Annotated in this window: 15 protein-coding genes; 10 read left to right on the forward strand and 5 right to left on the reverse strand. The window is 62.5% G+C overall.

Annotated features, from left to right (window positions below; all coding sequences use genetic code 11):
- Positions 1-256: 256 nt before the first annotated feature.
- From BMY84_RS06685 to BMY84_RS06695, 3 genes are read left to right on the forward strand one after another with little or no spacing between them, the layout of a single operon-like run.
- Positions 257-1699, forward strand: a complete 1443-nt coding sequence (locus BMY84_RS06685) for a TolC family protein (protein ID WP_256215113.1) — start codon at positions 257-259, stop codon at positions 1697-1699.
- Positions 1696-3423 (forward strand): ATP-binding cassette domain-containing protein, encoded by a 1728-nt coding sequence (locus BMY84_RS06690; protein WP_093082185.1) that lies wholly within the window; start codon positions 1696-1698, stop codon positions 3421-3423. Before BMY84_RS06685 ends, BMY84_RS06690 begins: the two co-directional genes overlap by 4 nt.
- Positions 3420-4721 (forward strand): HlyD family type I secretion periplasmic adaptor subunit, encoded by a 1302-nt coding sequence (locus tag BMY84_RS06695; protein ID WP_093082188.1) that lies wholly within the window; start codon positions 3420-3422, stop codon positions 4719-4721. The genes BMY84_RS06690 and BMY84_RS06695 overlap by 4 nt, the downstream gene beginning before the upstream one ends.
- A 54-nt stretch (positions 4722-4775) precedes the next feature.
- Here BMY84_RS06695 and BMY84_RS06700 read toward each other — a convergent pair whose 3' ends face one another.
- From BMY84_RS06700 to BMY84_RS06710, 3 genes are all read right to left on the reverse strand, one after another.
- Entirely contained in the window at positions 4776-6632 is a 1857-nt protein-coding gene (locus BMY84_RS06700) for a calcium-binding protein (RefSeq protein ID WP_093082190.1), read from the reverse strand.
- A gap of 127 nt (positions 6633-6759) precedes the next feature.
- Positions 6760-10410 carry a M10 family metallopeptidase gene (locus BMY84_RS06705; protein ID WP_093082193.1) on the reverse strand — a complete coding sequence of 1217 codons (3651 nt, stop codon included), beginning with the start codon at positions 10408-10410 and terminating at the stop codon, positions 6760-6762.
- 276 nt (positions 10411-10686) lie between these two features.
- On the reverse strand, positions 10687-10983 hold the full coding sequence (locus tag BMY84_RS06710; RefSeq protein WP_093082195.1) for a hypothetical protein: 297 nt from the start codon (positions 10981-10983) through the stop codon (positions 10687-10689).
- Positions 10984-11175: 192 nt separating this feature from the next.
- Between BMY84_RS06710 and BMY84_RS06715 the strand changes: the two genes are divergently transcribed.
- The 6 genes from BMY84_RS06715 to BMY84_RS06740 all read left to right on the forward strand — a co-directional run bounded on the left by BMY84_RS06715 (position 11176) and on the right by BMY84_RS06740 (position 18978).
- A complete protein-coding gene (locus BMY84_RS06715; protein ID WP_093082198.1) occupies positions 11176-13497 on the forward strand; it encodes a TonB-dependent receptor in 2322 nt (773 codons plus the stop codon).
- Between the two features lie 4 nt (positions 13498-13501).
- Entirely contained in the window at positions 13502-14842 is a 1341-nt protein-coding gene (locus BMY84_RS06720) for an alkaline phosphatase family protein (RefSeq protein WP_093082200.1), read from the forward strand.
- Between the two features lie 100 nt (positions 14843-14942).
- Complete coding sequence (locus BMY84_RS06725; RefSeq protein ID WP_093082203.1) at positions 14943-15974, forward strand: phosphoribosylglycinamide synthetase; 1032 nt, start codon at positions 14943-14945, stop codon at positions 15972-15974.
- Entirely contained in the window at positions 15974-16783 is an 810-nt protein-coding gene (locus tag BMY84_RS06730; RefSeq protein WP_093082726.1) for an NTP transferase domain-containing protein, read from the forward strand. The genes BMY84_RS06725 and BMY84_RS06730 overlap by 1 nt, the downstream gene beginning before the upstream one ends.
- Positions 16784-16786: 3 nt before the next feature.
- Complete coding sequence (locus BMY84_RS30385; protein WP_143074999.1) at positions 16787-17866, forward strand: sugar-transfer associated ATP-grasp domain-containing protein; 1080 nt, start codon at positions 16787-16789, stop codon at positions 17864-17866.
- Positions 17863-18978: a glycosyltransferase gene (locus BMY84_RS06740; RefSeq protein WP_256215115.1), complete on the forward strand. Its 1116-nt coding sequence runs from the start codon at positions 17863-17865 to the stop codon at positions 18976-18978. The genes BMY84_RS30385 and BMY84_RS06740 overlap by 4 nt, the downstream gene beginning before the upstream one ends.
- Here BMY84_RS06740 and BMY84_RS06745 read toward each other — a convergent pair.
- Both BMY84_RS06745 and prfB read right to left on the reverse strand, forming a co-directional pair.
- Positions 18968-19690: a class I SAM-dependent methyltransferase gene (locus BMY84_RS06745; protein ID WP_177203929.1), complete on the reverse strand. Its 723-nt coding sequence runs from the start codon at positions 19688-19690 to the stop codon at positions 18968-18970. The genes BMY84_RS06740 and BMY84_RS06745 overlap by 11 nt on opposite strands.
- Positions 19690-20817 (reverse strand): peptide chain release factor 2, encoded by a 1128-nt coding sequence (gene prfB, locus BMY84_RS06750; RefSeq protein ID WP_093082208.1) that lies wholly within the window; start codon positions 20815-20817, stop codon positions 19690-19692. The genes BMY84_RS06745 and prfB overlap by 1 nt, the downstream gene beginning before the upstream one ends.
- A 291-nt stretch (positions 20818-21108) precedes the next feature.
- Here prfB and BMY84_RS06755 point away from each other — a divergent pair, with 291 nt between their 5' ends.
- Positions 21109-21513 carry a hypothetical protein gene (locus tag BMY84_RS06755; RefSeq protein WP_143075000.1) on the forward strand — a complete coding sequence of 135 codons (405 nt, stop codon included), beginning with the start codon at positions 21109-21111 and terminating at the stop codon, positions 21511-21513.
- The last annotated feature ends 83 nt before the right edge of the window (positions 21514-21596 follow it).

Consider the following 21596-nt stretch of genomic DNA (forward strand, 5'->3'; position numbering starts at 1 on the left):
GCGTATGCTCCGGCGTTCGCAGCCCCGGAACGCCATTTCTTTGACCTGAAATATAACATGTCCGGAACGTCTTTCCTGTCCACGTAATGGGCAAGAAGATGACCATCGCCGTCATGATCGCGACTTTGTGACAACTCGTCGCGAACCAAGTTGCCTGCTTATGGTTATTCGGGCATATCGCCCGCACATCGTCTCCGCCGCCCTTTGCAAGGACTCTGCGGATGATGCTTGGGGGATATAGGCGTTGGGGTACGCTGTGCTGGGGGATAGAGGCAAGGAAGCCGGCTGGCGCGTGCGCGCCATGAAGCGGGGCGTCGCGTGGATGGCGTTGCTCGCCGGTGTCGTTGCGCCTGCAGGGGCGCAGCCCTCTTCGGTGCTGGCGCCGCCCAATATGACGCCCTTTTCCGCGCCGACGACCGACGATCCCCTGCTGCGCAGCGCGGAAGCGGCCAGCGATCCGGCCCTGTTCCATGGCGAAGTCCAGGCCGCCGTCGAGACAAATGCCGTCATCGACGAAGCGCAGGCCGGCGAACGCGAGGCGGAGGCGGCGCGCGTGCAGGCCAAGTCGGCTTTGTTCCCGTCGATCGACCTGACGGTGGATGCGAATCGGTCGCTGGCGCGCAATTTTTCCAACGATATCGGCAACATCATCGAACGGTCGCGGCCCGAAGGCCGTACCGATGCCAGCGCTTCGGTGCGCCAGCGTCTGCTCGATTTCGGATCGGCATCGAGCCGGATCAGCGCCAGCAACGCGCGGGTGGAAGCCGCGCGCCTGACCACCCGTAGCCAGGGGGAGGATGTGGCGTTGCGCACCATCGCCGCCTGGTATGCCATTTTCGCCCAGCGGCTGATGGAACAGGCCGCGATCGATTATGGCAAGCGGCAGGAACAGGTGCGCGCACAACTCCAGCGGCGTATTCAGCAGGGCTATTCGGCGCGTGGCGACCTGCCCCGTGTGGACAGTTCGATTGCCACCACCCAGTTGCGGCTGGCGCGCTTCCGGCGCGATCTCAACACGGCGGAGGCGCAATATCGTGCGCTGACCGGGCATGATGCGCCCGCACAACTGGCCCGCGCACCGCTACCCCGCGACCTGCCGACCGAGGCCGCGGGACTGGAAGCGCTGCTGCTGCAATCACCCATAGTGCGCAAGGCGGAAGCGGAAGCCCGCGCCGCGCGACAGGATTCCCGCGCTGCCCGCGCCGAGCGCCTGCCCACCATCGCCGCCGGGATCGATGCCGGCCGCTATGGCGTGTTCGAAAATTCGGGCGACTATGACATTCGCGGCCGCATCATCGTGCGCGCGCAACTGGGTGCCGGTTTCAATGCCAAGGCGGATCAGGCGACCGCGCGCGCCGACGGGGCGGAGGCCTATGCCGCCCGCGTCCGGCAGGATGCGCTGCGGGACGCCCAGACGGCCTTGTCCGACCTCAAGGCACTGGACGCCCAGTTGGTGGCGGCCGAAAATGCCTATCGCGCCAGCCGCGATACGCGCGACGTGATCGCCGCCCGCTTCGCATCGTCACAGGGCGACCTGCTGGACCTGCAAAGCGCCGAGGATAATTATTTCTACAGCGCCGCCAATTATGTGCAGTCCCTCTCGGACAGCGACGCAGCGCGCTTCATCCTGCTGGCCAAGACCGGCCAGTTGCTGCCCCATCTTTCCATCGACCTTTCGGACAGGACCGCCCGGCCATGAACGACCAGCCCTTGATCGCGGCGGCCAGGGAACGCTTTGCGCCCTGGCTGATCGAGCCGATGCTGCGCAACCGCGCAACCTATGTGAAGGTCGCCATCGCAGCGCTAATGATCAACCTGTTCGCGCTCGTCTCGTCCCTGTTCACCATGACTGTCTATGACCGGGTGATCCCGAACGATGCCTCCTCCTCGCTGGTGGGGCTGACGATCGGGCTGGTGATCGTGCTACTGTTCGATTTCGTGTTGCGGCTGCTGCGCGTCTATTTCGTTGATGTGGCGGGCGCCAATATCGACCATGACGTGGGTGATACGCTGTTTGCCAAGCTGCTGGCGCTGCGGCTGGACAAGCGCAAGGGATCGACCGGCACGCTGACCGGCCTGATGCGCGAACTGGAGACGCTGCGCGACTTCTTCGCTTCCGCCACTCTGTCCGCCATCATCGACGTGCCCTTCATCCTCATCACCCTGTCGGTGATCGCGGCGCTGGGCGGCATATTGGTGCTGCCGCCGCTGCTGATGATCCCGGTGGTGATCCTGGCCGGCGTCTTCACCAATCCGGCGCTCGACCGGCTGTCGGCGAAGAGCCTGGGCGACGGTCTGGTCAAGCAATCAGTGCTGATCGAAACGATCGGCAGCCTGGAGACCGTCAAGGCGATCGGCGCCGGCCCGATGCAGCGCGAACGCTGGCGCAAGGCGCTGATCAAACACTCGCACAGTTCGCTGGGCCAGCGGCTGACTGCATCGGTCGCCATCACCGTCGCCAACAGCGCCAACACCATAGCCTATTGCGGCATCATCATCCTGGGCGTCGGCTTGCTGCGTGATCATGTGATCACCACTGGCGCGCTGCTGGCCTGTTCCATCCTGTGCGGCCGGGCGATCGCCCCGCTGGCGCAGATCGCAACCTTGCTGTCGCGCCTGTCGGCCACGCGCATCGCCTATCGCCAGATCAACGCGCTGATGGAGACGCCCAACGAAGGGCCGACTGGCGAAGGCCTGATGCCCACCAAGATCGACGGCAAGATCGAGTTGCGCAATGTCATGTTCCGCTATCCCGGCGCGCCGGAAAATGCGCTGAACGGCATCAACCTGACGATCGCTGCCGGGGAGCGGGTCGGCTTTCTGGGACGGGTCGGATCGGGCAAGTCCACCATCGCCCGGTTGGTATTGGGCCTGTACGAACCGCAGGAAGGCGTCGTCCTGATCGACGGTGCCGATGTGCGGCAATATAATACACGGCAGGTACGCAGCTTCATCGGCGCGGCGATGCAGGACAATGTGCTGATGGCCGGATCGGTGCGCGACAATATCTGCCTCGATCGCGAAGCAGGCGATCATGACGAGATGCTGCGCGCCTCGGAAATCAGCGGCACGCACCGCTTCATGGGGCAGATCGTCAACGGCTATGACCTGCGTCTGACCGATCGGGGCGAAGGCCTGTCGGGCGGGCAGCGCCAGTCGATCGCCATCGCCCGCGCGCTAGTGGGTAATCCGCCGATCCTGTTGTTCGATGAACCCAGCAGCGCGATGGACGCGCAGACCGAAGCGGAACTGATCCGCCGGTTGCAACCGGAGGTCGAGAGCCGCACAGTCCTGTTGATCACGCATCGCACGTCGCTGTTGCGACTGGTCGACCGTGTGATCGTGCTGGATCAGGGCAAGATCGTTGCCGACGGACCGCGCGACACGATACTTCAGCGCCTTTCGGGAGGGAAAGCGGCATGACCCGCGGCGTCGAAACCACCGCAGACGGCCATATCAAGCCGACCGTTCCGGCCAATATCTTCCTGTGGGGTATATTGGCCTTCATGGTCATCTTCGTGCTGTGGGCTGCGCTTACCAACATCGATCGCACCGTCCGCGCGATCGGCAAGGTCATTCCCAGCTCGCAATTGCAGGTCATCTCCAATCTGGAAGGGGGCGTGGTCGAGGCCATTCTGGTCCGCACCGGGCAGGATGTGAAGCAGGGCACGCCGCTAGTACGCCTGAACCCCACGCAGAGCGGCGCGGAACTGGCAAGCAGCCGGACGACCAGCGACGCGCTGTCGCTGAAGATCGCACGGCTGGAGGCCGAGATTACCGGCAAGGCGCCCCGCTTCCCCGAAGCGCGCGATCCAGTGATGGCGAGCCAGATCGAGGTCGAGCGGAGCCTCTACAATGCCCGCATGGCCGAACTGAACAGCCTGAACGGCATCGGTTCCGCGCGCATCGCGCAGGCGCAGCGGATGATCGCCGAGAACCGCGCGACGCAGGATTCGCGTGACGCCTCGCGCGAGACGGCGAAGGCCGACCTCAACCTCATCCGGCCGCTGGTGCAGGAAGGGATCGAGCCGCGCCGCGCCCTGTTGCAGGCGCAGAATGCCGTCAGTGTATCGACCAGCGAGGCGGCGGGGGCTGCGGCCTCCGTGGCGCGAGCCCAGTCCAGCCTGGCCGAAGCGCAATCGAGCGCGATGCAGCAGAAGCGCGACTGGATCGCCCGCGCGGCCGACGAACTGGCGATCGCGCGGGGCGAAATTGCCACACGGCAGGCGGCCCTGCCCGCTTATGAGGACAAGTTCAGCCGTACCATCGTCCGCGCGCCGCTGGACGGCAGGGTCAACAGGGTGTTCGTGACCACTATCGGCGGCAGCGTGCGGCCGGGCGATCCGTTGCTGGAAATGGTGCCGGGCCGTGACAGCCTGCTGATCGAGGCGGCGGTGATGGCCAAGGATATTGCGTCGGTAAAGTTGGGACAGAGGGCGAAGGTCAATATCAGCGCCTATGACAGCGCGGTCTATGGATCGATGCAGGGCGAAGTGGTCGCCATCTCGCCCGACGCGGTGGTCAATGAACGCACCGGCGACAGCCATTATCTGGTCCGCATCCGCACCAGCAGCGACGCCATCACCGACGCCAATGGCCGTCGCCTGCGCATCGGCCCCGGCATGGGCGCGGACGTCAACCTGCTGGGCGACAAGCGCTCGATCCTGAGCTATCTGCTGACCCCGCTGACCCGCCTGAAGGAAACCGCCTTCCGCGAGTGAAGGAAAGGGATGCGGGAATCTGCAACCCCGCTCCCATAGCTTCACAGACGCTGATCAGATTATCACGAATTCCGCGGCAGACAGCGATAGACCCGGCGTGACGGTGGCGAATTGCAGAGCACTCTGAGTTCCATTGCCGTCGGCGTCATAATAGAGCACGCCGGTCGCGCTGTCGTACAGAATGCGGTCGCCGGCATCCAACGCCATCGATCCCATCCGAAAAGCCCCGACGGGCAGAGCACCCAAGGGTATCTTGGTAAAAATCGCCTTTTCAAGGATGATGCTGTCGTCGGCCACGACATAATCCGTAATGATATCCCCGCTGTCAGTCAGCGGACTGCCAAACTGGAATATATCGGCGCCATCTCCGCCGGTCAGCCGGTCGATCCCGGCTCCGCCGATCAATATATCATTCCCGCCCATACCGCTGAGGCTATTGTTGCGATGATTACCGATCAGGGTCTGCGCAATGGCATTGCCCGTCAGATTATGATTGCCCTTGCTCAGCAATTCCATTCGCTCGACATCTACGCCGACGGCCAGCGTGTAGCTGACATAAGCGCGAACGGTATCGAAGGATGCTGATGACGCATTTTCGATGATCACGTCGCTCTTTGAATCGATTTCGTAAACATCGTCGCCTGCCCCGCCATCCATGGTTTCGACGGCGCCATCCAGACTGCCGAGCTGGTCATTGCCGTTTCCGCCGAACAGGAAGTCCAAACCCTGACCGCCATCGAGAATATCGTCGCCCTCACCGCCTTCCAGCACATCATCGCCGTCATAGCCCAACAATGTGTCGTTGCCCGATCCGCCTTGAATGACGTCATTGCCATCATCGCCGGTGACATAATCGTCACCGCCCCATGCCTCGATATGATCGTCACCCGATCCACCAAATATGGCGCCGCCACCATCATTATGGACGATCAGGTTGGACAGACCATTGCCGTAAAGCCAACCGGCCCCTTCAGCAGGACCATAGAGGATCAGATTTTCGACATTATCGAACAGGTAATAATCAACCCAGCTATGCTTGGCATAGGCATAAATGGTGTCGATACCGGCATCCACACCCTCGAAAACCCTGTCCCACAAATCATACTCGCTTTCGAACGGGACGCCTTCGGTCAGATAATAGACATCGTCACCCTGTCCACCCCAGAACAGGTCATAGCCTTCGCTTCCGTATAGAATGTCATTTCCATCGCGGCCGTCCAGTTGATCATCGCCAGCTTCACCATAGATAATGTCGTTGCCATTATTGCCTTCCATCCGGTCGGCACCCTGCTGGCCATTGAACCGGTCATGGCCGTCGCCACCGATCAGATGATCGTCACCGGCCCCGCCATGCAGCCTGTCATTGCCAGCGCCGCCTTCGATGCGGTCATTACCGTCCATGCCCTGAAGCAGATTGTCGCCATCATTCCCCAACAGCAGGTTGTTCAGACCATTGCCCTGCCCCGTAACCGCGCTGCCAATGAGGAAGAGATTTTCGACCTGCGTGTTGGCGAGGGAATAGGAAATCCGGGCTACGACCAGATCATTACCCTGCCCGGCCGCCTCAACCACCAGGTCGCCATAGTCGTCGACCCGATATATGTCGTTGCCCGCGCCACCTTCCATCCGGTCGGCATGCTCATTGCCATCCAGATAATCGTCACCTGCGCCACCCAGTAGCACATCCTGTCCCAGGCCGCCTTGCAGATTATCGTTGCCACCACGCCCGTCGATCAAATCGTTGCCGTTACTGCCATAAAGGAGATCACCGGTTTCGGTGCCGACAATCTGTGCATCGACGGGGATCGCCAGAGCGCGGATGACATCATGAACAAATGTCGTTGAGATATCCGCCGTCAGCGCTGGAGTAGAGGTATTGATGCCTCTTTCGCCAGACAGGCGGATAATCATGTGAAACCTCCATTGGGGCGACAAGGCAGTTTCGATAAATATCAATCAAATGAAGCTTTAGTAGAATGCAAGAAGGGCTACCCGATAGCCGGACAGCCCTTCTTTTTCGGCAACGAGGATCAGCCGATCATGTCACGACGAATTCGCTGGCGGTCAGCGCCAGACCCGTCGATAGCGTAGCGAACTGAATGGCTGCCCCTGCACCATTACCATCCGCATCGAAGAGCAGCGCGCCGGTAGCGCTGTTGTAGATAATCCGATCCGTCGAATCATGGGCCGCTGCGCCGATATAGAAAGCCCCGCCAGTCAGGGTCCCAACCGCTAATCCGGTGAACACTGCATTTTCTAGCGAGATCACATCGTCAGCCACGGCGTAGCTGTTGACTGTATCGACATTGGTCGCACTCAGCGCAGTATCGAACACATATGTATCCGCGCCCGCGCCGCCATTCAGCGTATCGTTACCCAACCCGCCATTCAGCGTGTCGTTACCCAGGCCGCCGTTCAGCACGTCAATCCCGTCAAGGCCCAGCAGGATGTTGTTGCCGTCATTGCCGTTCAGCGTATTGGCCTTGCTGTTGCCCGTCGCATTGATATTCGCCGTCCCGGTCAGACTTAGCGTTTCGACATAGCGAGCGGACAAGGTGTAGCTGACCGACGAGAAGATGCGGTCGGCCGTGCCATCCGCCGAGGCTTCCACCACATTGTCGCCGACATTGTCGACATAATAGGTGTCGTCCCCTGCCCCGCCGCTCAGCACGTCAGCACCTGCACCGCCATCCAGCGTATTGTTGCCGGTATTGCCGGTCAACGTGTCGTTAAAGGCCGAACCGGTCAGCTTTTCGATATCGATCAGCGTATCCGTCCCCGCACCGCCGGTATTTTGCGCACCGGCCACCGCCAGACTGACGGTCACCGCTGCCGTCGCATCGACATAGGTCGCCGTATCCGTATGGGCGCCACCATTAAGGATATCATTGCCCGCACCACCGTTAAGGATATCGGCACCTAGGCCACCGTTTAACGTGTCATTACCATCAAGGCCGGTCAGGATATTGTTGCCGCCATTGCCGTTGATCGTATTGGAGCGACCATTGCCGGTGCCATCGAGAGCTGCCGCTCCGACGAGCGTCAATGTTTCGACAATCCGTCCGGTCAGCGCATAAGATACTGACGAGATGATCGTGTCAGTGCCTTCATTGTCGAGTTCGACCACATTATCGCCGACATTATCGACATAATAGGTGTCGTTGCCCGCACCGCCGGTCAAGATGTCGGCGCCTGCGCCGCCATCGAGAACGTTGGCGCCTGTATTGCCGGTCAGCGTGTCATTATAGCTGGAGCCGGTCAGATTTTCGACATTGGTGATCGTGTCGGTCCCTGACCCACCGGTCGCCTGTGCAGCGGCGATTGCCAGGCTGACGGTAACGGCTGCCGCCGCTCCGGCATAGGTGACAGTGTCAGTGTCAGCACCGCCGTCCATCACGTCATTGTCGCCGCCGCCGTTCAGCAGGTCGTTGCCATTGCCGCCGCTGAGGGTGTCGTTGCCACCATGGCTTTGCAAAATGTCATCGCCGTCATTGCCGGTGAAGCTATTGGCCGCGCCTGTACCGATGATGGTATCCGCGCCCGCGCTGCCCACGACATTTTCGACGCTGGACAGGGTGATCGGCCCCGATCCACCGGGCAGATAGGTGAATGTCCCATCATCCAGATTGGTTACCGAACTGACCACACTGGTAGCCGAATAGTCGAACGTATCCGATCCGGCGCCACCCGCGAAAATTTCGCCATAGCCACCGTTCCAACCGTCTGCCAGCAGGAAGGTGTCGTTACCATCCTCGCCGTAGATCAGATCCTTGCCGCTGCCGCCGTTGAAGATGTCATTGCCTGCACCACCGACCAGCAAGTCATCACCCGCGCCGCCATTCAGGGTATCGTTTCCAGCCCCGGCATAAATCTTGTCATCGCCGCCATTGCCGTTGAAGACGTTGGCCGCCGTGCTGCCGGTCAGGGTATCGCCCAGTTGCGTGCCGTCGATATTCTCGACCGACGTGATCGTCCACGAACCGCCATAAATGGGGTCATATTGCCATGTGCCGGCCGTCAGATCGATGATCGCGCCGTAATTGACCGTCACATTGCTCAGGTCGAGCCGGTCGGTACCCGAACCACCATCGATATTGTCGCCCCATTCGACGTCGGGAATGGAAAGATCTTCACGGTTGATGAAGACGTCATTGCCAGCTTCGCCATAGAGAGTGTCGACGTCCCAGCCACCGTAAATGATGTCGTTGCCTGCACCGGCATAGATGATGTCGGACCCATAGGAGCCGTCGATCGTATCGTTGCCCGCGCCACCATTCAGCGTATCAGTACCGGAATCCCCGAAGAGATAGTCGTCTCCGTCATCGCCGTTGAGCGTGTCATTGCCTGATCCAGCATAGATGGAGTCGTTGCCGCCGCCGCCGGAAAGGACATTGTCGATATAGTTGCCGGTGATCGTGTCGGCACCGGAACCACCAATGGCGTTTTCGATCATCGACGCGCTGTTGCCCTGATAGAGCAAAGCATTGAAGATGTTACCGCGAGCGTAGACGTTACTGCCATTATTGCCGAGATAGGCAAGCTGGGCCTGGCTGAATACCGAATAGCCGCCGGGATTGAGGTCCAGCGTCAGGTTGGTGGAGTAATTGGACAGGTCGTAAGTATCGACGCCGCCGCCATCCCAGATAGTCGCGAAGATGCGATTGCCGCCCGGATCGATCGCCAGCGAACCGTTGATATAGGTTTCGCCAGTCGTTGGGCTCCAGGTATAGACGGTGTCGCCCGACTGCACCGTGAAGTCCGCGCCATACATTTCCTGCAACGCCGCGATGTCCAGCATCATATAGGTTTGCGGGGCACCCCATTGTTCGTAGCTGTAGCCCGACAGCGGCGCGCCGACATAGCTGCGATAGGTCATGACCGTAAATTCGATCGAATCCCATGCGGTCGGCAGAGCGACGTTGGAGGGGCCGCCGGTCTCCTGACCATGTTTCAGGCCCAACGAATGACCCAGTTCATGAATCATGGTGTGCCAGGCATAGTTGCCCGCAACCGGATTCTTCAGCGTGTATATGGACGAGTCATAATAGTTGCCGAAGAAAGTATCGCCACCATAGATGCTGCTGTTGGGATAATAGGCATAGGCTGTCCCCGGATCGCTCGAATTGGCGGCGCGAATAGTCGCGCTGCCATCCCCGGAGCCGGAATAGGTAATGCTCAGATTGGTGAAAGCTTCGACCGAGAAGCCCCAGGCAGCCGCAAGCTGCGTGTAGGTCGCATCATTCAGCGCCGTATGCATTGCCAGCGTCTGCTGACCGGTGAATTGCGAAAAGCCCTCATTCTGGGCGCTGATACCGTCGCCATCGCCGTCGGAGCTGTAACCCGCCTGATAATCGGCGCTGGAATCGACATCGCTATAGGTGATGCCGCCGGCCCATTTGATGCCGCTCAATATGCCGTCGATCTTGGCGTCGCCGGTCGCACCTTGCGCCGCCGTCGTCGAACTGCTGCCATTTTCCTGTGGTGCGTTGAGATCACCGGCCGTCGCGGTGGCGGGCGGGGTCATGACATCCTGTGGATAAAGCAGCAGAACTTCGCTGCGCAGTGCATCGACGCGGGTCGCGTCGAAGATGTTGGAGCCGTCCTGCGCCACAACGCCGAATGACGCTGCATTGGTGGATTCCGACGCTGTCTGGGACTTTAGTGGACTATTTCCTGCAACCTTTACCATACAACCTCCCAAAGAATGAGAACGACACGTTCACTGTGTCAGTATGGCGACCACTTATTTGGCGCAGAGTAATGGCAGGATTCACACTTTGTGCCAAGGAATTGATTGTATGTAAAATCAGCAAGATAGCAGCAACATCATTTATGACACAGCTTGTCATCTACTTACTGTTTTCGACTCGTAAAACTGAATTTCTTTTTGCAACGCAGCATTACAGAAATTATTTTCAGAGCCGACTTCATCCAAAATTGAATTCAATATGTTGAATTTGCAGGCTTATCGATTTTTCAGTGCGAGAGTAGCGCGGCGGCGCGCTTCCTGCGCCAGCCTGTGATCCGGGTAGCGCTGCACGAATAGCAGCCAGCCGGCCTGCGTTCCCTGTTTTTCCGCACTATCATATTGGGACTGGATCGCAGCCTCCGCATCGCCGGGCGTCGGCATCACGCCGCCGGTACCGGGCGGCGCTATATTGGCGGGCGGAGAGGCCGGATTTTGAGCCATGGCGCCGATCTGCGCCAACAGGCCGCAGCCGAATCCAAGAGCGATGACAGGGGTCAGAAGCCGGCCAGTCATATGGGACTCCATACACGAGAAAGCCGGGCAGAATCGTAGCAGAAATCGGCTCCAGCAACAATCAGACCGCAATTGTGACAGCGCGGTCATGCAACTGACCCGCCTTCGTCAAGTAATCCACATCGCGCCGCAACATCATCCGGATAGGTGCGCCCCCAACATCAAGGTCCGAACAAGGGGGACTATTCGACCATGCGTATCACCACCGCTCTGCTGCTGGCATCAACTGCCATCATTTCCACGCCTGCTTTTGCCCAGGATGCCACGCCGGCCGCCGATGCCGCCGCCGACGCATCCGGCGCCGAAATCATCGTCTTTGGCCGGGGCGAAACCCGCCAGGTGCAGGAAATCACCAATCGCGACATCATCACGCTGACGCCCGGCACCAATGCGCTGAAGGCGATCGAGAAGCTGCCCAGCGTCAATTTCCAGTCGGCCGACCCGTTCGGCAATTATGAATGGTCGCAGCGCGTCACCATCCGCAGCTTCAACCAGAATCAGCTGGGCTTCACCTTCGACGGCATCCCGCTGGGCGACATGAGCTATGGCAACCATAATGGCCTGCACATCACCCGCGCGATCAGCAGCGAGAATATCGGCAGCGTGCGCGTGTCGCAGGGCGCCGGCTCGCTCGGCACGCAGGCGACCGGCAATCTGGGCGGCACGGTGGAAACCTTCTCCGCCGATCCGGCCGATTATCTGAGCGGCGGTTCGCTCGCGGGGCAGGGCAACCTCACCTATGGCAGCGACGAGACATGGCGCGCCTTCGGCCGTCTTGCGCTGGGCACGCGAGACGGCATTCGCGGCTATATTTCCTATGGCTATGGCGCCACCGACAAGTGGAAGGGCCAGGGCACGCAGGACCAGCATATGGGCAATGCCAAGGTCGTGATCCCCGTGGGCGAAGCGAAGATCGACGGCTGGCTGAGCTATTCGGACCGCCGCGAACAGGATTATCAGGACATGTCGATGGGCATGATCCGTCGCCTCGGCTGGAACTGGGACAACACCTATCCCGACTATGCCCGCGCCATCGACTATGCCGATCGCCTGAACGATGTCGACCTGATCAGCAACAGCGGCGGATCGCCCTTCCCCGACGGCCTCTATGACTATAGCGGCGCATCGGTCGCCGGCGGTCAGGTCTATCCCGGCAATGTCACCAGCGCGGACGACGCCTATTATGACGCGGCCGGCCTGCGCAAGGACTGGCTGGGCGCGATCGGCTTCACCACGCCGATCGGCGAAAAGGCGAATTTCCAGATCAAGGGCTATTACCACAATAATAGCGGCATGGGCCTGTGGGCCACGCCCTATACTCCCAGCCCCAATGGCGTGCCTATGTCGATCCGCACGACCGAATATGACATGGACCGGATCGGCGTGTTCGGCAGCGTCGACTATACGCTGGGCATCCAGCAGCTGAGCGTCGGCGCATGGTATGAGAATAACAAGTTCAATCAGGCACGCCGCTTCTACGCTTTTGAAAGCCGCACCTCGCCGGGCCTGAGCTTCCGCGACTATCCGACCGATCCCTTCTACACCCAGTGGGCGTTCGACTTCACCACCAACACCTTCCAATATCATGTGCAGGACAAGATCGACCTGGGCATGGTGACGATCAATCTGGGCTGGAAGGGGTTCCAGGTCACGAACAAGGCGGAAGCGATCGTTCAGGCGACCTTCCCGCAGGGCAAGATCAAGGCACAGGACTGGTTCCAGCCCCATGCCGGTTTCGCCGTGGAGCTGACGCCCGAAGCCGAAATCTTCGGCGGCTTCACGCAAGTCACCCGCGCCTTCGCCAGCGCCACCACCACCGGCCCCTTCTCGACCAATCAGGCCGGTTTCGACGCGATCAAGGATGATCTGAAGCCCGAAACGTCGGACACGTTCGAACTGGGCCTGCGCTACAATACGTCGCGCTTCAACGGTACGCTGGGCGCCTATCTGGTGAACTTCCGCAACCGCCTGCTGGCGGTGCAGGTCGGCAGCCCGATCCAGGGTTTGGCCTCCGCGCTCCAGAATGTCGGCGGCGTGCGCGCTGTCGGCGTCGAGGCGGCGGGCGACCTGAAGCTGGGCGGCGGCTTCGGCGTTTATGCCAGCTACAGCTACACCGACGCGACCTATCGCGACGACGTGCTCAACAGCTCGGACGGCACGCTGGTCGCCGCAATCAAGGGCAAGACCGTGGTCGACAGCCCGAAGCATATGGCGCGCGGTGAGTTCAACTATGACAATGGCCCGATCTTCGGCCGTGTCGGCCTCAACTATATGTCGCGCCGCTACTATAGCTATACCAACGACGCATCGGTCCCCGGTCGCCTGATCGTGGACGCATCGATCGGCTATCGCCTGACCGACAAGATCGAGGTGCAGCTGAACGCCACCAACCTGTTCGACAAGAAATATGTCGGCACCATCGGGTCGGGCGGCTTCGGCAATAGCGGCGACGCGCAGACCCTGCTGGTCGGTGCGCCGCAGCAATTCTTCGCCACGTTGAAGGCGGGGTTCTAAAGCCATGAAGAAGGCCGCGCTTGTTTCGCTCCTCCTCGCCACCTGCATGCCCACGGCGGCGCTGGCGGAACCGCTTCTGCTGATATCGATCGACGGGCTGCGGCCCGGCGACGTGCTGGAGGCGGACAAGCGCGGCCTTTCCCTGCCTAATCTGCGCCGCCTGTTGACGGACGGCGCCCATGCCTCGGGCGTGACCGGCGTCGCGCCGACGCTGACCTATCCCAGCCACACGACGCTGATGACGGGCGTGTCCCCGGCCACCCATGGCATCGTCGCCAACAACAGTTTCGACCCGACCGGCATCAATCAGGGCGGCTGGTACTGGTATGCGCAGGACATCAAGGTGCCGACCTTGTGGGAAGCGGCAACCAAGGCGGGACTGTCCACCGGCAATATCCACTGGCCGGTCAGCGTCGCGGCGAAAGGCGTCAGCTGGAACCTGCCGCAAATCTGGCATACCGGCCATCCCGACGACGCCAAATTGCTCGACGCGCTGGCGACGCCGGGCCTGAAGGCGGAACTGGAGAGCAAGGTCGGCCAGCCCTATGCCATGGGGATCGACGAGAGCCTGAGCGGCGACCAGAACCGTGGGCGGTTCGCCACCGCGCTGATCGCCGCGCACAAGCCCGATTTCCTGACCGTCTATCTGACCGCGCTGGACCATGAGCAGCATGGCATCGGCCCGGACACCCCGCAGGCGAAGGCCGTGCTGGAAAAGATCGACGCGATCGTCGGCGATCTGGTGGCAGCCGAGCGCAAGGCGCATCCCGACGCGGTGATCGCGCTGGTCAGCGATCATGGGTTCGAGGCGACGCACACTGGCCTCAACCTGTTCCGCGCCTTCATCGATGATGGGCTGATCACGCTGGACAAGGATGGCAAGGTCGCATCCTGGCAGGCCATGCCCTGGATTGCCGGTGGTTCGGCTGCGATCATGCTGTCCCGCCCGGACGATGCCGCCATCGCGACAAAGACGAAGGCGCTACTCGACCGATTGGCGGCCAATCCAGCCAACGGCATCGCGGCCGTGCTGGACAAGGCGGCGATCGCCAAGGCCGGGGCGAATCCGCAGGCGACCTTCCTGATCAATCTTCAGCCCGGCTTCGTCACCGATATCTATCGTGGTCCCGCCGCACCGCTGGTCGCGCCTACGCCGGTCATGGGCATGCATGGCTATCTTCCCGGCCCCGCCCATCTGGAGGCGACCTTCCTGATTACAGGCCCCAACATCGCCAAGGGCAAGGATCTGGGTCGTATCGACATGCGGGCGATCGCGCCGACGCTGGCGAAGGCGATGGGCGCAACGCTCCCCGATGCGCAGGCCGCGCCGGTCGACCTGAAGTAACGGGATCGACCCGAAACCGTCATCCCCATGACCGATGGCGATCATGGGGATGCAACATCATCGTAAGCGCCGCGTCACGCAGCGCCTGTAATTTGCAGCAATGACAGCGACACATCCCCGCCAGATTCGCATATCCGCTGCCGACAAGGCGCGCCTGCGCATCCTTTTCCTCGCCAAGCACGCCTGCGCCGATGGCCGGCCGGACCCGCAGGATGGCAATCATGCCATCTATCATCATGAGATGCGCAGCACGCTGGAGGCGATCGGCCTGCATGTCGACGTTGCCGATCGCTATGATGCGCTGTTCGACCGGCCCGACACGGACTTTGTCGTTACCCTCCTCAATCGCGGCGGCTTTTTGAACAGCGAGATGCTGGCGCCGCTGCTGCTGACCCGGTGTGACCTGCCCTATCTGGGTGCTTCGCCGATCGTGCGGGGCCTGTCTGACGATAAATATCTCAGCAAGATGGTGGCGCGCGCGCGTGGCGTGCCGACCATGAAGGCACAGCTTTTCCGGCGTGGCGGCCTGTTCGAAGCGCCGTCCTTCGCCGCCGACCGGCTGGTGGTGAAGCCCAACGCTTCCTCCGCCTCCTGGGGCGTGAAGATGGTCGATAGCTGGAGTGAGGCACGCGACCATGCCGACAGCCTGTTCGCGCTGGGCCATGATGTGCTGGTCGAACAATGGGCGCCGTTGCTGGACGTCGCGGTGCCGGTGGTCGGCGGCAGTGGCGGCCAGCCCTGGATATTGCCGCCGATGATGTATGTGCCGGCCGATCCGCATCGCGAGCGCAGCTATGAGGAGAAGCGCGGCCTCATCGATGCGGGCGACGATCCGCTGGTGCTGGTGGAGGATGCCGATCTGCGCGATCGACTGGCGGCAATGACGCAGGCCCTGCTGCCCGAACTCTGGCCGTTCGATTATGGCCGGTTCGAGTTTCGCTATGACCCGGCGAGCGGGACGGTGTTGTTCATGGAAGTGAATCTGTCCTGCAACCTCTGGTCCAAAAAGACCATTTCGCGATCGGCCGCGTCGATCGGAGTAGATCATGCCGCGCTGGTCGAAACGATCCTCGGCCATAGTCTGGAGCGGCAGGGCCTGTTGACCGCCATCCCCGCGCAGGTGGCGGCATGATGGCCGGGCGGACCACGGCGGTCGTTCTGGCCGGGCGGCGCGACGGCGCACGCGATCCGCTGGCGATGGCGGCGGGCGTCACGCATAAATGCCTGGTGCCGGTGGCCGGTCAGCCGATGCTGCTGCATGTCATCGACGCGCTGGCCGCCAACCGCCGGATCGGCGAAATTCGGGTGGTGATCGAACAGCCCGAATTGCTCCGCGATCTGGCGCCGCTGCGCGGCCTGATCGCCAGCGGACGGCTCAAGGGGATCGGCGCGCAGCCCAATCTGGTCGACAGCGTGCTGGCTTCGGCGGAAGGGGCGGCCTTCCCCCTGCTGATCACCACGGCGGACAATGTGCTGCTGACGCCCGATGCCGTGGACGAGATGATCGACGGCTGTGCCGCGGCGCAGGCCGATGCGGCTGTCGCTTTCACCCGGCGCGCCTTCGTGCTGGCTGCGCATCCGGAAGGGCAGCGCAAATTCTATCGCTTTGCCGACGACAGCTATTCCAATTGCAACACCTATTGGCTGCGCGATCGGGCCGCGTTGAAGGCGGCCGAGACGTTCCGGTCTGGCGGTCAGTTCGTGAAGCATCCGCTGCGCATCGTCGGCGCCTTCGGCCTGATCAACCTCATCCGCTTCCGCTATGGCATCGGCACGCTGGAGCAGGCCTTTGGCCGCTTTTCGCGCCGGTTCCGGCTGCGCATCAGCCCGGTCATATTGAGCGACGGCGCCGTGGCGATCGATGTCGACAATGCGCGCACGCGCGATGTGGCGGAGCAGGTGCTGGCCGGTCGCACGACGCTGGCGGTAGCGGCGGAATAGATCTTGTTGACGCTGCGCGCGCTGCCGATCCGGCGGGACGGCGGCAATAATCTGATCGCCGCCTATCATGACGGGCTGGCGCGCCACTGGTCGCCGGTGCAGCGGCTGATAGGCCATGCCCTTTCCGCGATCGGCGGGGGCGGATGGTCGGCGGCGGAGCGGCGCTTTCTGGCAGCCGACATCCGGGCGCAGGGCCTGAGCATGCGGGATCGCAAGGGGCTGCACCGGCTGATCAATCCGCGCGCCTTTCCGCTGACCGCCAATCCGCTGAAGAACAAGCAATTGTTCGCGCAAATGGCGCAGGGGCTGCCGCTGCCCAATGCCTGCGATCCCGATGTGATGGACCTTGATCGCTGGCTGATGGGGCAGACGGATATCATCGCCAAGCCCAGCTATCGCTCCAAGGGTCAGGGTGTCGAACGGTTCGTGCGCCAAGGCAATGGCTGGCAGGGCAAGAGCGGCATCGTCACGGATGCCCAATTGTCGGTTTCCCTGCGCGCGCTGTGGCGGCAGGGCGGCGTCATCCAGCAGCGTATGCCGACCCATGCCGCACTGGCCGACCTGTCGCCGGGCGCGCTGCCGACCTTGCGCGTCGTGACCTGCCTGAATGAAAAGGGCGCGCCCGAAGTCTGTGCCACGGCGCTGCGCCTGTCGGTCGGCGGGCCACGGCCGGTCGACAATTTCAACGCCGGCAATCTGGTGCTGGCGGTCGATGCGCAGGGGCGCTGTGATGCCGCCTGGCAGGGCGAGCGCCCGCCGATCCGCCACCGCCTGCATCCGGCGACCGGCGCGCCGATCAAGGGGGCGATGCTGCCCGATCATGCAGAGGCATTGGCACTGGCCTTGCGGGCGCACGATCGGTTTCGGGCGGGCTTTACCGTTATCGGATGGGATATCGGCATGACGGCGCAGGGGCCGGTGCTGATCGAGGGCAACTGGAACCCGGGCACGGACATTCTGCAACTGGCCGAGGGGCGTGGCGTAGCGGACGGAAGGCTGGGGATGCTTTATCGTCATGCGCTGGCGCAGATGCCGGAGGCGCGGTGGCGCGGTGCGGCTGCGGTGGAGCGGGATCGCAAGTGAAGATCGCGCTTTATGTGCATGCGCTGGCGGCGACCGGTGTGGTGCGCAATGTCCGCCTGCTGGCCGCCGACCTCACCGCACAGGGTCATGCGGTCGACCTGGTGACGGCATTGCCGGGGGGCAGCGGGGTAGCGGGCGTACCGCATCACAGCTTGCTGGGTGGTTCAGGCGGATCGCGCCTGCTCCAGAAATGGCGGGCCATGCCGCGACTATGGAGATGGTTGCGCGCGACCCGACCGGACCTGCTGATTTCGGCGGGCAATCACGGCCATCTGACGGCGATGCTGGGGAGCCGGGCGGTGCCGGGGCTGCGGCGGCTCTATCGCATCAGCAACGATTTGCGCCGGGACGCGCCGGGTACGCCAAAGGGACTGGCCTCAACCGCCGGGCGGGCACTGATGGCGTGGCTGCTGGCGGCCGATGCCGATCATCTTGTGTTGGTGTCGCCGATCTTGGCGCAGGGCGTGTCGCCCTTCGCCCGCGCACTGGCGGACGGGCGGGCCAGCGTGATCGAGAATGCGATCGACGCCGGGGCCGCGCGAAAACGGGCGGAGGCGCCGCCGCCCCATGACTGGCTGGCGCAGGACGTGCCGGTGATATTGGCGATCGGACGACTGGCGCCCCAGAAGAATTTCGGCATGCTGCTGACGGCCTTTGCCGCCCTGCGACGCGAGCGCCCTGCCCGGCTGATCATTTTGGGCGAAAGCCGCGATAGCGCCTGCCGGGTGCTGCGCCAGCAGGCCGAGGCGCTGGGTGTCGGCGCCGACCTGCTGCTGCCGGGCACGGTCGACAATGTCTTCCCGTGGATCGCCCATGCCGATGCCTTCATCCTGCCATCCTGGTGGGAGGGATCGGCCAATGTGCTGCTGGAGGCGATGGCGCTCGACCGGCCGCTGGTCGCGTCGCGCAGCGCGGGCAATGCCGCCACACTGCTCGATGATGGCCGCTATGGCCTGCTGGTCGATCCGGCCAATGCAGACGCGATGGCGCGGGCGCTACACCTTCAGATCGATCCGGCGACCAGCCTGCGACCGGGAAACCGGATCGATGCCTATGGGCTGGCGGGCTGGTCGGACGGGTGGAAAGCGGTGCTGGCGCGAATCAGCCGTTGAGCGTGCAGGGGACGATGCTGGCCGGGTCGGGCCGCGCGGCGATGCGGCGGAAGCGGGCGAGATAGCCACCGGCCGTCGGCTTGGGGATCAGTTCTTCCATGCGAAAGCCCATCGCCGCCAGTTCGCAGGCCAGCAACCGGGGCGGCGTACCATGCTGGTCGGTCGGTCGGTTGGCGTCGACCACGATCAGTTCGCCATCCTTGCGCAGCGCGGGGCTCAGATGCCAGAGAAAGGCATAGGGTTCGGCAATCTCATGATACATATGCACCATGATGATCCGGTCGAAGCTGTTTTCGGGCAGTTTCGGGTCTTCGGGCGCGCCCAGCTTGACGCTGACATTGTCCCATTTCTCCCGCGTGATGCGGCGTGACAGCGCCTCGATCACTTCGGGCAATATATCTTCCGCCAGCACCCGACCGTTCGCGCCGACCCGTTTGGCGAGGCGGACGGTATAATAGCCCTCGCCTGCACCGATATCCGCCACGGTCATGCCCGGGCGGATGCCCGCCCGATCCATGATATCCTCCGCCTCGTTCACGCGGTCACGCGCTTCCTCGCTCGACCAGCGGGTCGACACGATCGGCGCGACCGGGCGGTCGGCGCGGGGGAAATCCTGCGCGGCGACGGGACGATCGGACTCGTGGCCGCCGCTCAATTGATCGCAGGCGGCGAGCAGGAGCAAGGCGCCCGCCGCAACCGCCCGTGCGATCATCAGTCGACATCCTCCACATCGACCGATTCGCCCGTCACCTTCTGCGACAGGGCAGCGGCCATGAAGGGATCGAGCGCGCCGTCCAGCACATCGTCGGGCGAGGTGGAGGTGACGCCGGTGCGCAGATCCTTCACCAACTGATAGGGCTGGAGCACATAAGAGCGGATCTGGTGGCCCCAGCCGATTTCGGTCTTGGCCTGATAATCGGTGTTGGCCGCTTCCTCCCGCTTGCGCAGTTCGGCTTCATAGAGGCGCGCCTTCAGCATGTTCATCGCGGTCGCGCGGTTCTTGTGCTGCGACCGGTCATTCTGCGACGCCACGATGATGCCTGAGGGGACGTGGGTGATGCGGACGGCGGAGTCGGTGGTGTTGACGTGCTGACCGCCCGCACCCGATGCGCGATAGGTATCGATCTTGAGGTCGCTTTCCTTGACCTCGATATCGATATTGTCGTCGATCACCGGATAGACCCACACCGACGAGAAGCTGGTGTGGCGGCGCGCGGCGCTGTCATAGGGGCTGATGCGGACCAGACGGTGGACGCCGCTTTCGGTCTTGGCATAGCCATAAGCATTCTCGCCCTTGATCAGGAAGGTGGCGGACTTGATACCCGCGGTTTCGCCCGCCTGATAATCGACCAGATCGACCTTGTAGCCGCGCCGTTCGGCCCAGCGGCGATACATGCGCGACAGGATTTCGGCCCAGTCCTGGCTTTCCGTGCCACCCGCACCGGCATGGATTTCCAGATAGGTGTCGCTGGCGTCAGCCTCACCGGCCAGCAGCGCCTTGATCTTGTCCTCGTCGGCGCGCTCGGCCAGTGCCTTCAGCGCGGCGATGGCTTCGGACACCATGTCCTCATCACCCTCGGCCTCGGCCATTTCGATGAGTTCGGCATTGTCGGTCTTTTCGCCCGCGATCGAGCGGGTCGCGCCGATCGCGCTGTCCAGCCGTGTGCGCTCGCGCATCACCTCCTGCGCCAGCTTGGCATTGTCCCACAAAGTCGGGTCTTCGACGCGCGCGTTCAACTCGTCCAGCCGGCGCAGCGCGCGGTCCCAGTCGAGGAAGCGGCGCAGCAGGTCCAGCGCGGCGTCGATACGGTCGATATATTGCTGCGCTTCGGCGCGCATGATCTTTTCTCCACCTTTCACGCCCGGTTCGGGGTGAACGCTCTCATTAGGCTTTCGCCGCAAATTTGTCGAAGGGCGTCCTTCCTGAGGAAAACAGCTTTCGTCAAGCATTTGCCTTATCGCAGCGGACAGGCGGCTGATCGAAAATTTGCGGCACACCTATTGCGAAGCCCGCGCAATTGAGAAATTTTCAGGACATATCAGGCCCGTAGAAAGGCTATGCGCAGAGTCGGACCGATCAAGGCCGACCGGCGAACCGAAGGGGGACAGGCTTCCATTAAAGGCTATCCCATGACCAACATCCATTCCGCGACCGCCCGCCGCAGTTCTTCGGCGCTGTTCCTGTTTCTGGAAGCCGTGCGCTGCTGGAGCCGGGCGCGGCGCATGCAGCGCCCGACGCTGACCAGCCTCTATGCGCATCTGGGCCATTATGGCTGCGGCCAGTTGCTGCCCGCGGTCGACAGCCTGCTGGAGCTAAGTGAATCCCTGCTCGGCCGTCCATTGCAGATGGGGCGCGGAGAGGCGCTGACGCAGGATGAGAATATGCTGATCAACCTGCTGCAAGGCCGCCGCGTCGCGCCGATCGCGCATATATGCAGCGATGCCCTGCTCTGCGCTTTCTGCTCCGCGCTGCGATCGGTGCAGATATTGATGGACATGGAATTGGGGCAGAAAGTGGCAAAGCGCGCAGCGTAATTTCGCGCCAGCCACCCCTCTCCTCCGTCATTCCTGCGAAAGCGGGAACCCATCTCCTCGCCTCTCGCCAAAGTGAAAAGGCG

It is taken from the genome of Sphingobium sp. AP50, from assembly GCF_900109095.1.
GTDB lineage: Bacteria > Pseudomonadota > Alphaproteobacteria > Sphingomonadales > Sphingomonadaceae > Sphingobium.

What these genes read in the sequence shown, in the direction of transcription:
- BMY84_RS06745 (WP_177203929.1), bottom strand. Translation starts at nt 19,690, where the DNA reads ATGATCGCACGGGCGGTTGCGGCGGGCGCCTTGCTCCTGCTCGCCGCC.
- BMY84_RS06705 (WP_093082193.1), bottom strand. Translation starts at nt 10,410, where the DNA reads ATGGTAAAGGTTGCAGGAAATAGTCCACTAAAGTCCCAGACAGCGTCG.
- BMY84_RS06755 (WP_143075000.1), top strand. Translation starts at nt 21,109, where the DNA reads ATGACCAACATCCATTCCGCGACCGCCCGCCGCAGTTCTTCGGCGCTG.
- BMY84_RS06730 (WP_093082726.1), top strand. Translation starts at nt 15,974, where the DNA reads ATGGCCGGGCGGACCACGGCGGTCGTTCTGGCCGGGCGGCGCGACGGC.
- BMY84_RS06725 (WP_093082203.1), top strand. Translation starts at nt 14,943, where the DNA reads ATGACAGCGACACATCCCCGCCAGATTCGCATATCCGCTGCCGACAAG.
- BMY84_RS06720 (WP_093082200.1), top strand. Translation starts at nt 13,502, where the DNA reads ATGAAGAAGGCCGCGCTTGTTTCGCTCCTCCTCGCCACCTGCATGCCC.
- BMY84_RS06710 (WP_093082195.1), bottom strand. Translation starts at nt 10,983, where the DNA reads ATGACTGGCCGGCTTCTGACCCCTGTCATCGCTCTTGGATTCGGCTGC.
- BMY84_RS06700 (WP_093082190.1), bottom strand. Translation starts at nt 6,632, where the DNA reads ATGATTATCCGCCTGTCTGGCGAAAGAGGCATCAATACCTCTACTCCA.
- prfB (WP_093082208.1), bottom strand. Translation starts at nt 20,817, where the DNA reads ATGCGCGCCGAAGCGCAGCAATATATCGACCGTATCGACGCCGCGCTG.
- BMY84_RS06715 (WP_093082198.1), top strand. Translation starts at nt 11,176, where the DNA reads ATGCGTATCACCACCGCTCTGCTGCTGGCATCAACTGCCATCATTTCC.
- BMY84_RS06695 (WP_093082188.1), top strand. Translation starts at nt 3,420, where the DNA reads ATGACCCGCGGCGTCGAAACCACCGCAGACGGCCATATCAAGCCGACC.
- BMY84_RS06690 (WP_093082185.1), top strand. Translation starts at nt 1,696, where the DNA reads ATGAACGACCAGCCCTTGATCGCGGCGGCCAGGGAACGCTTTGCGCCC.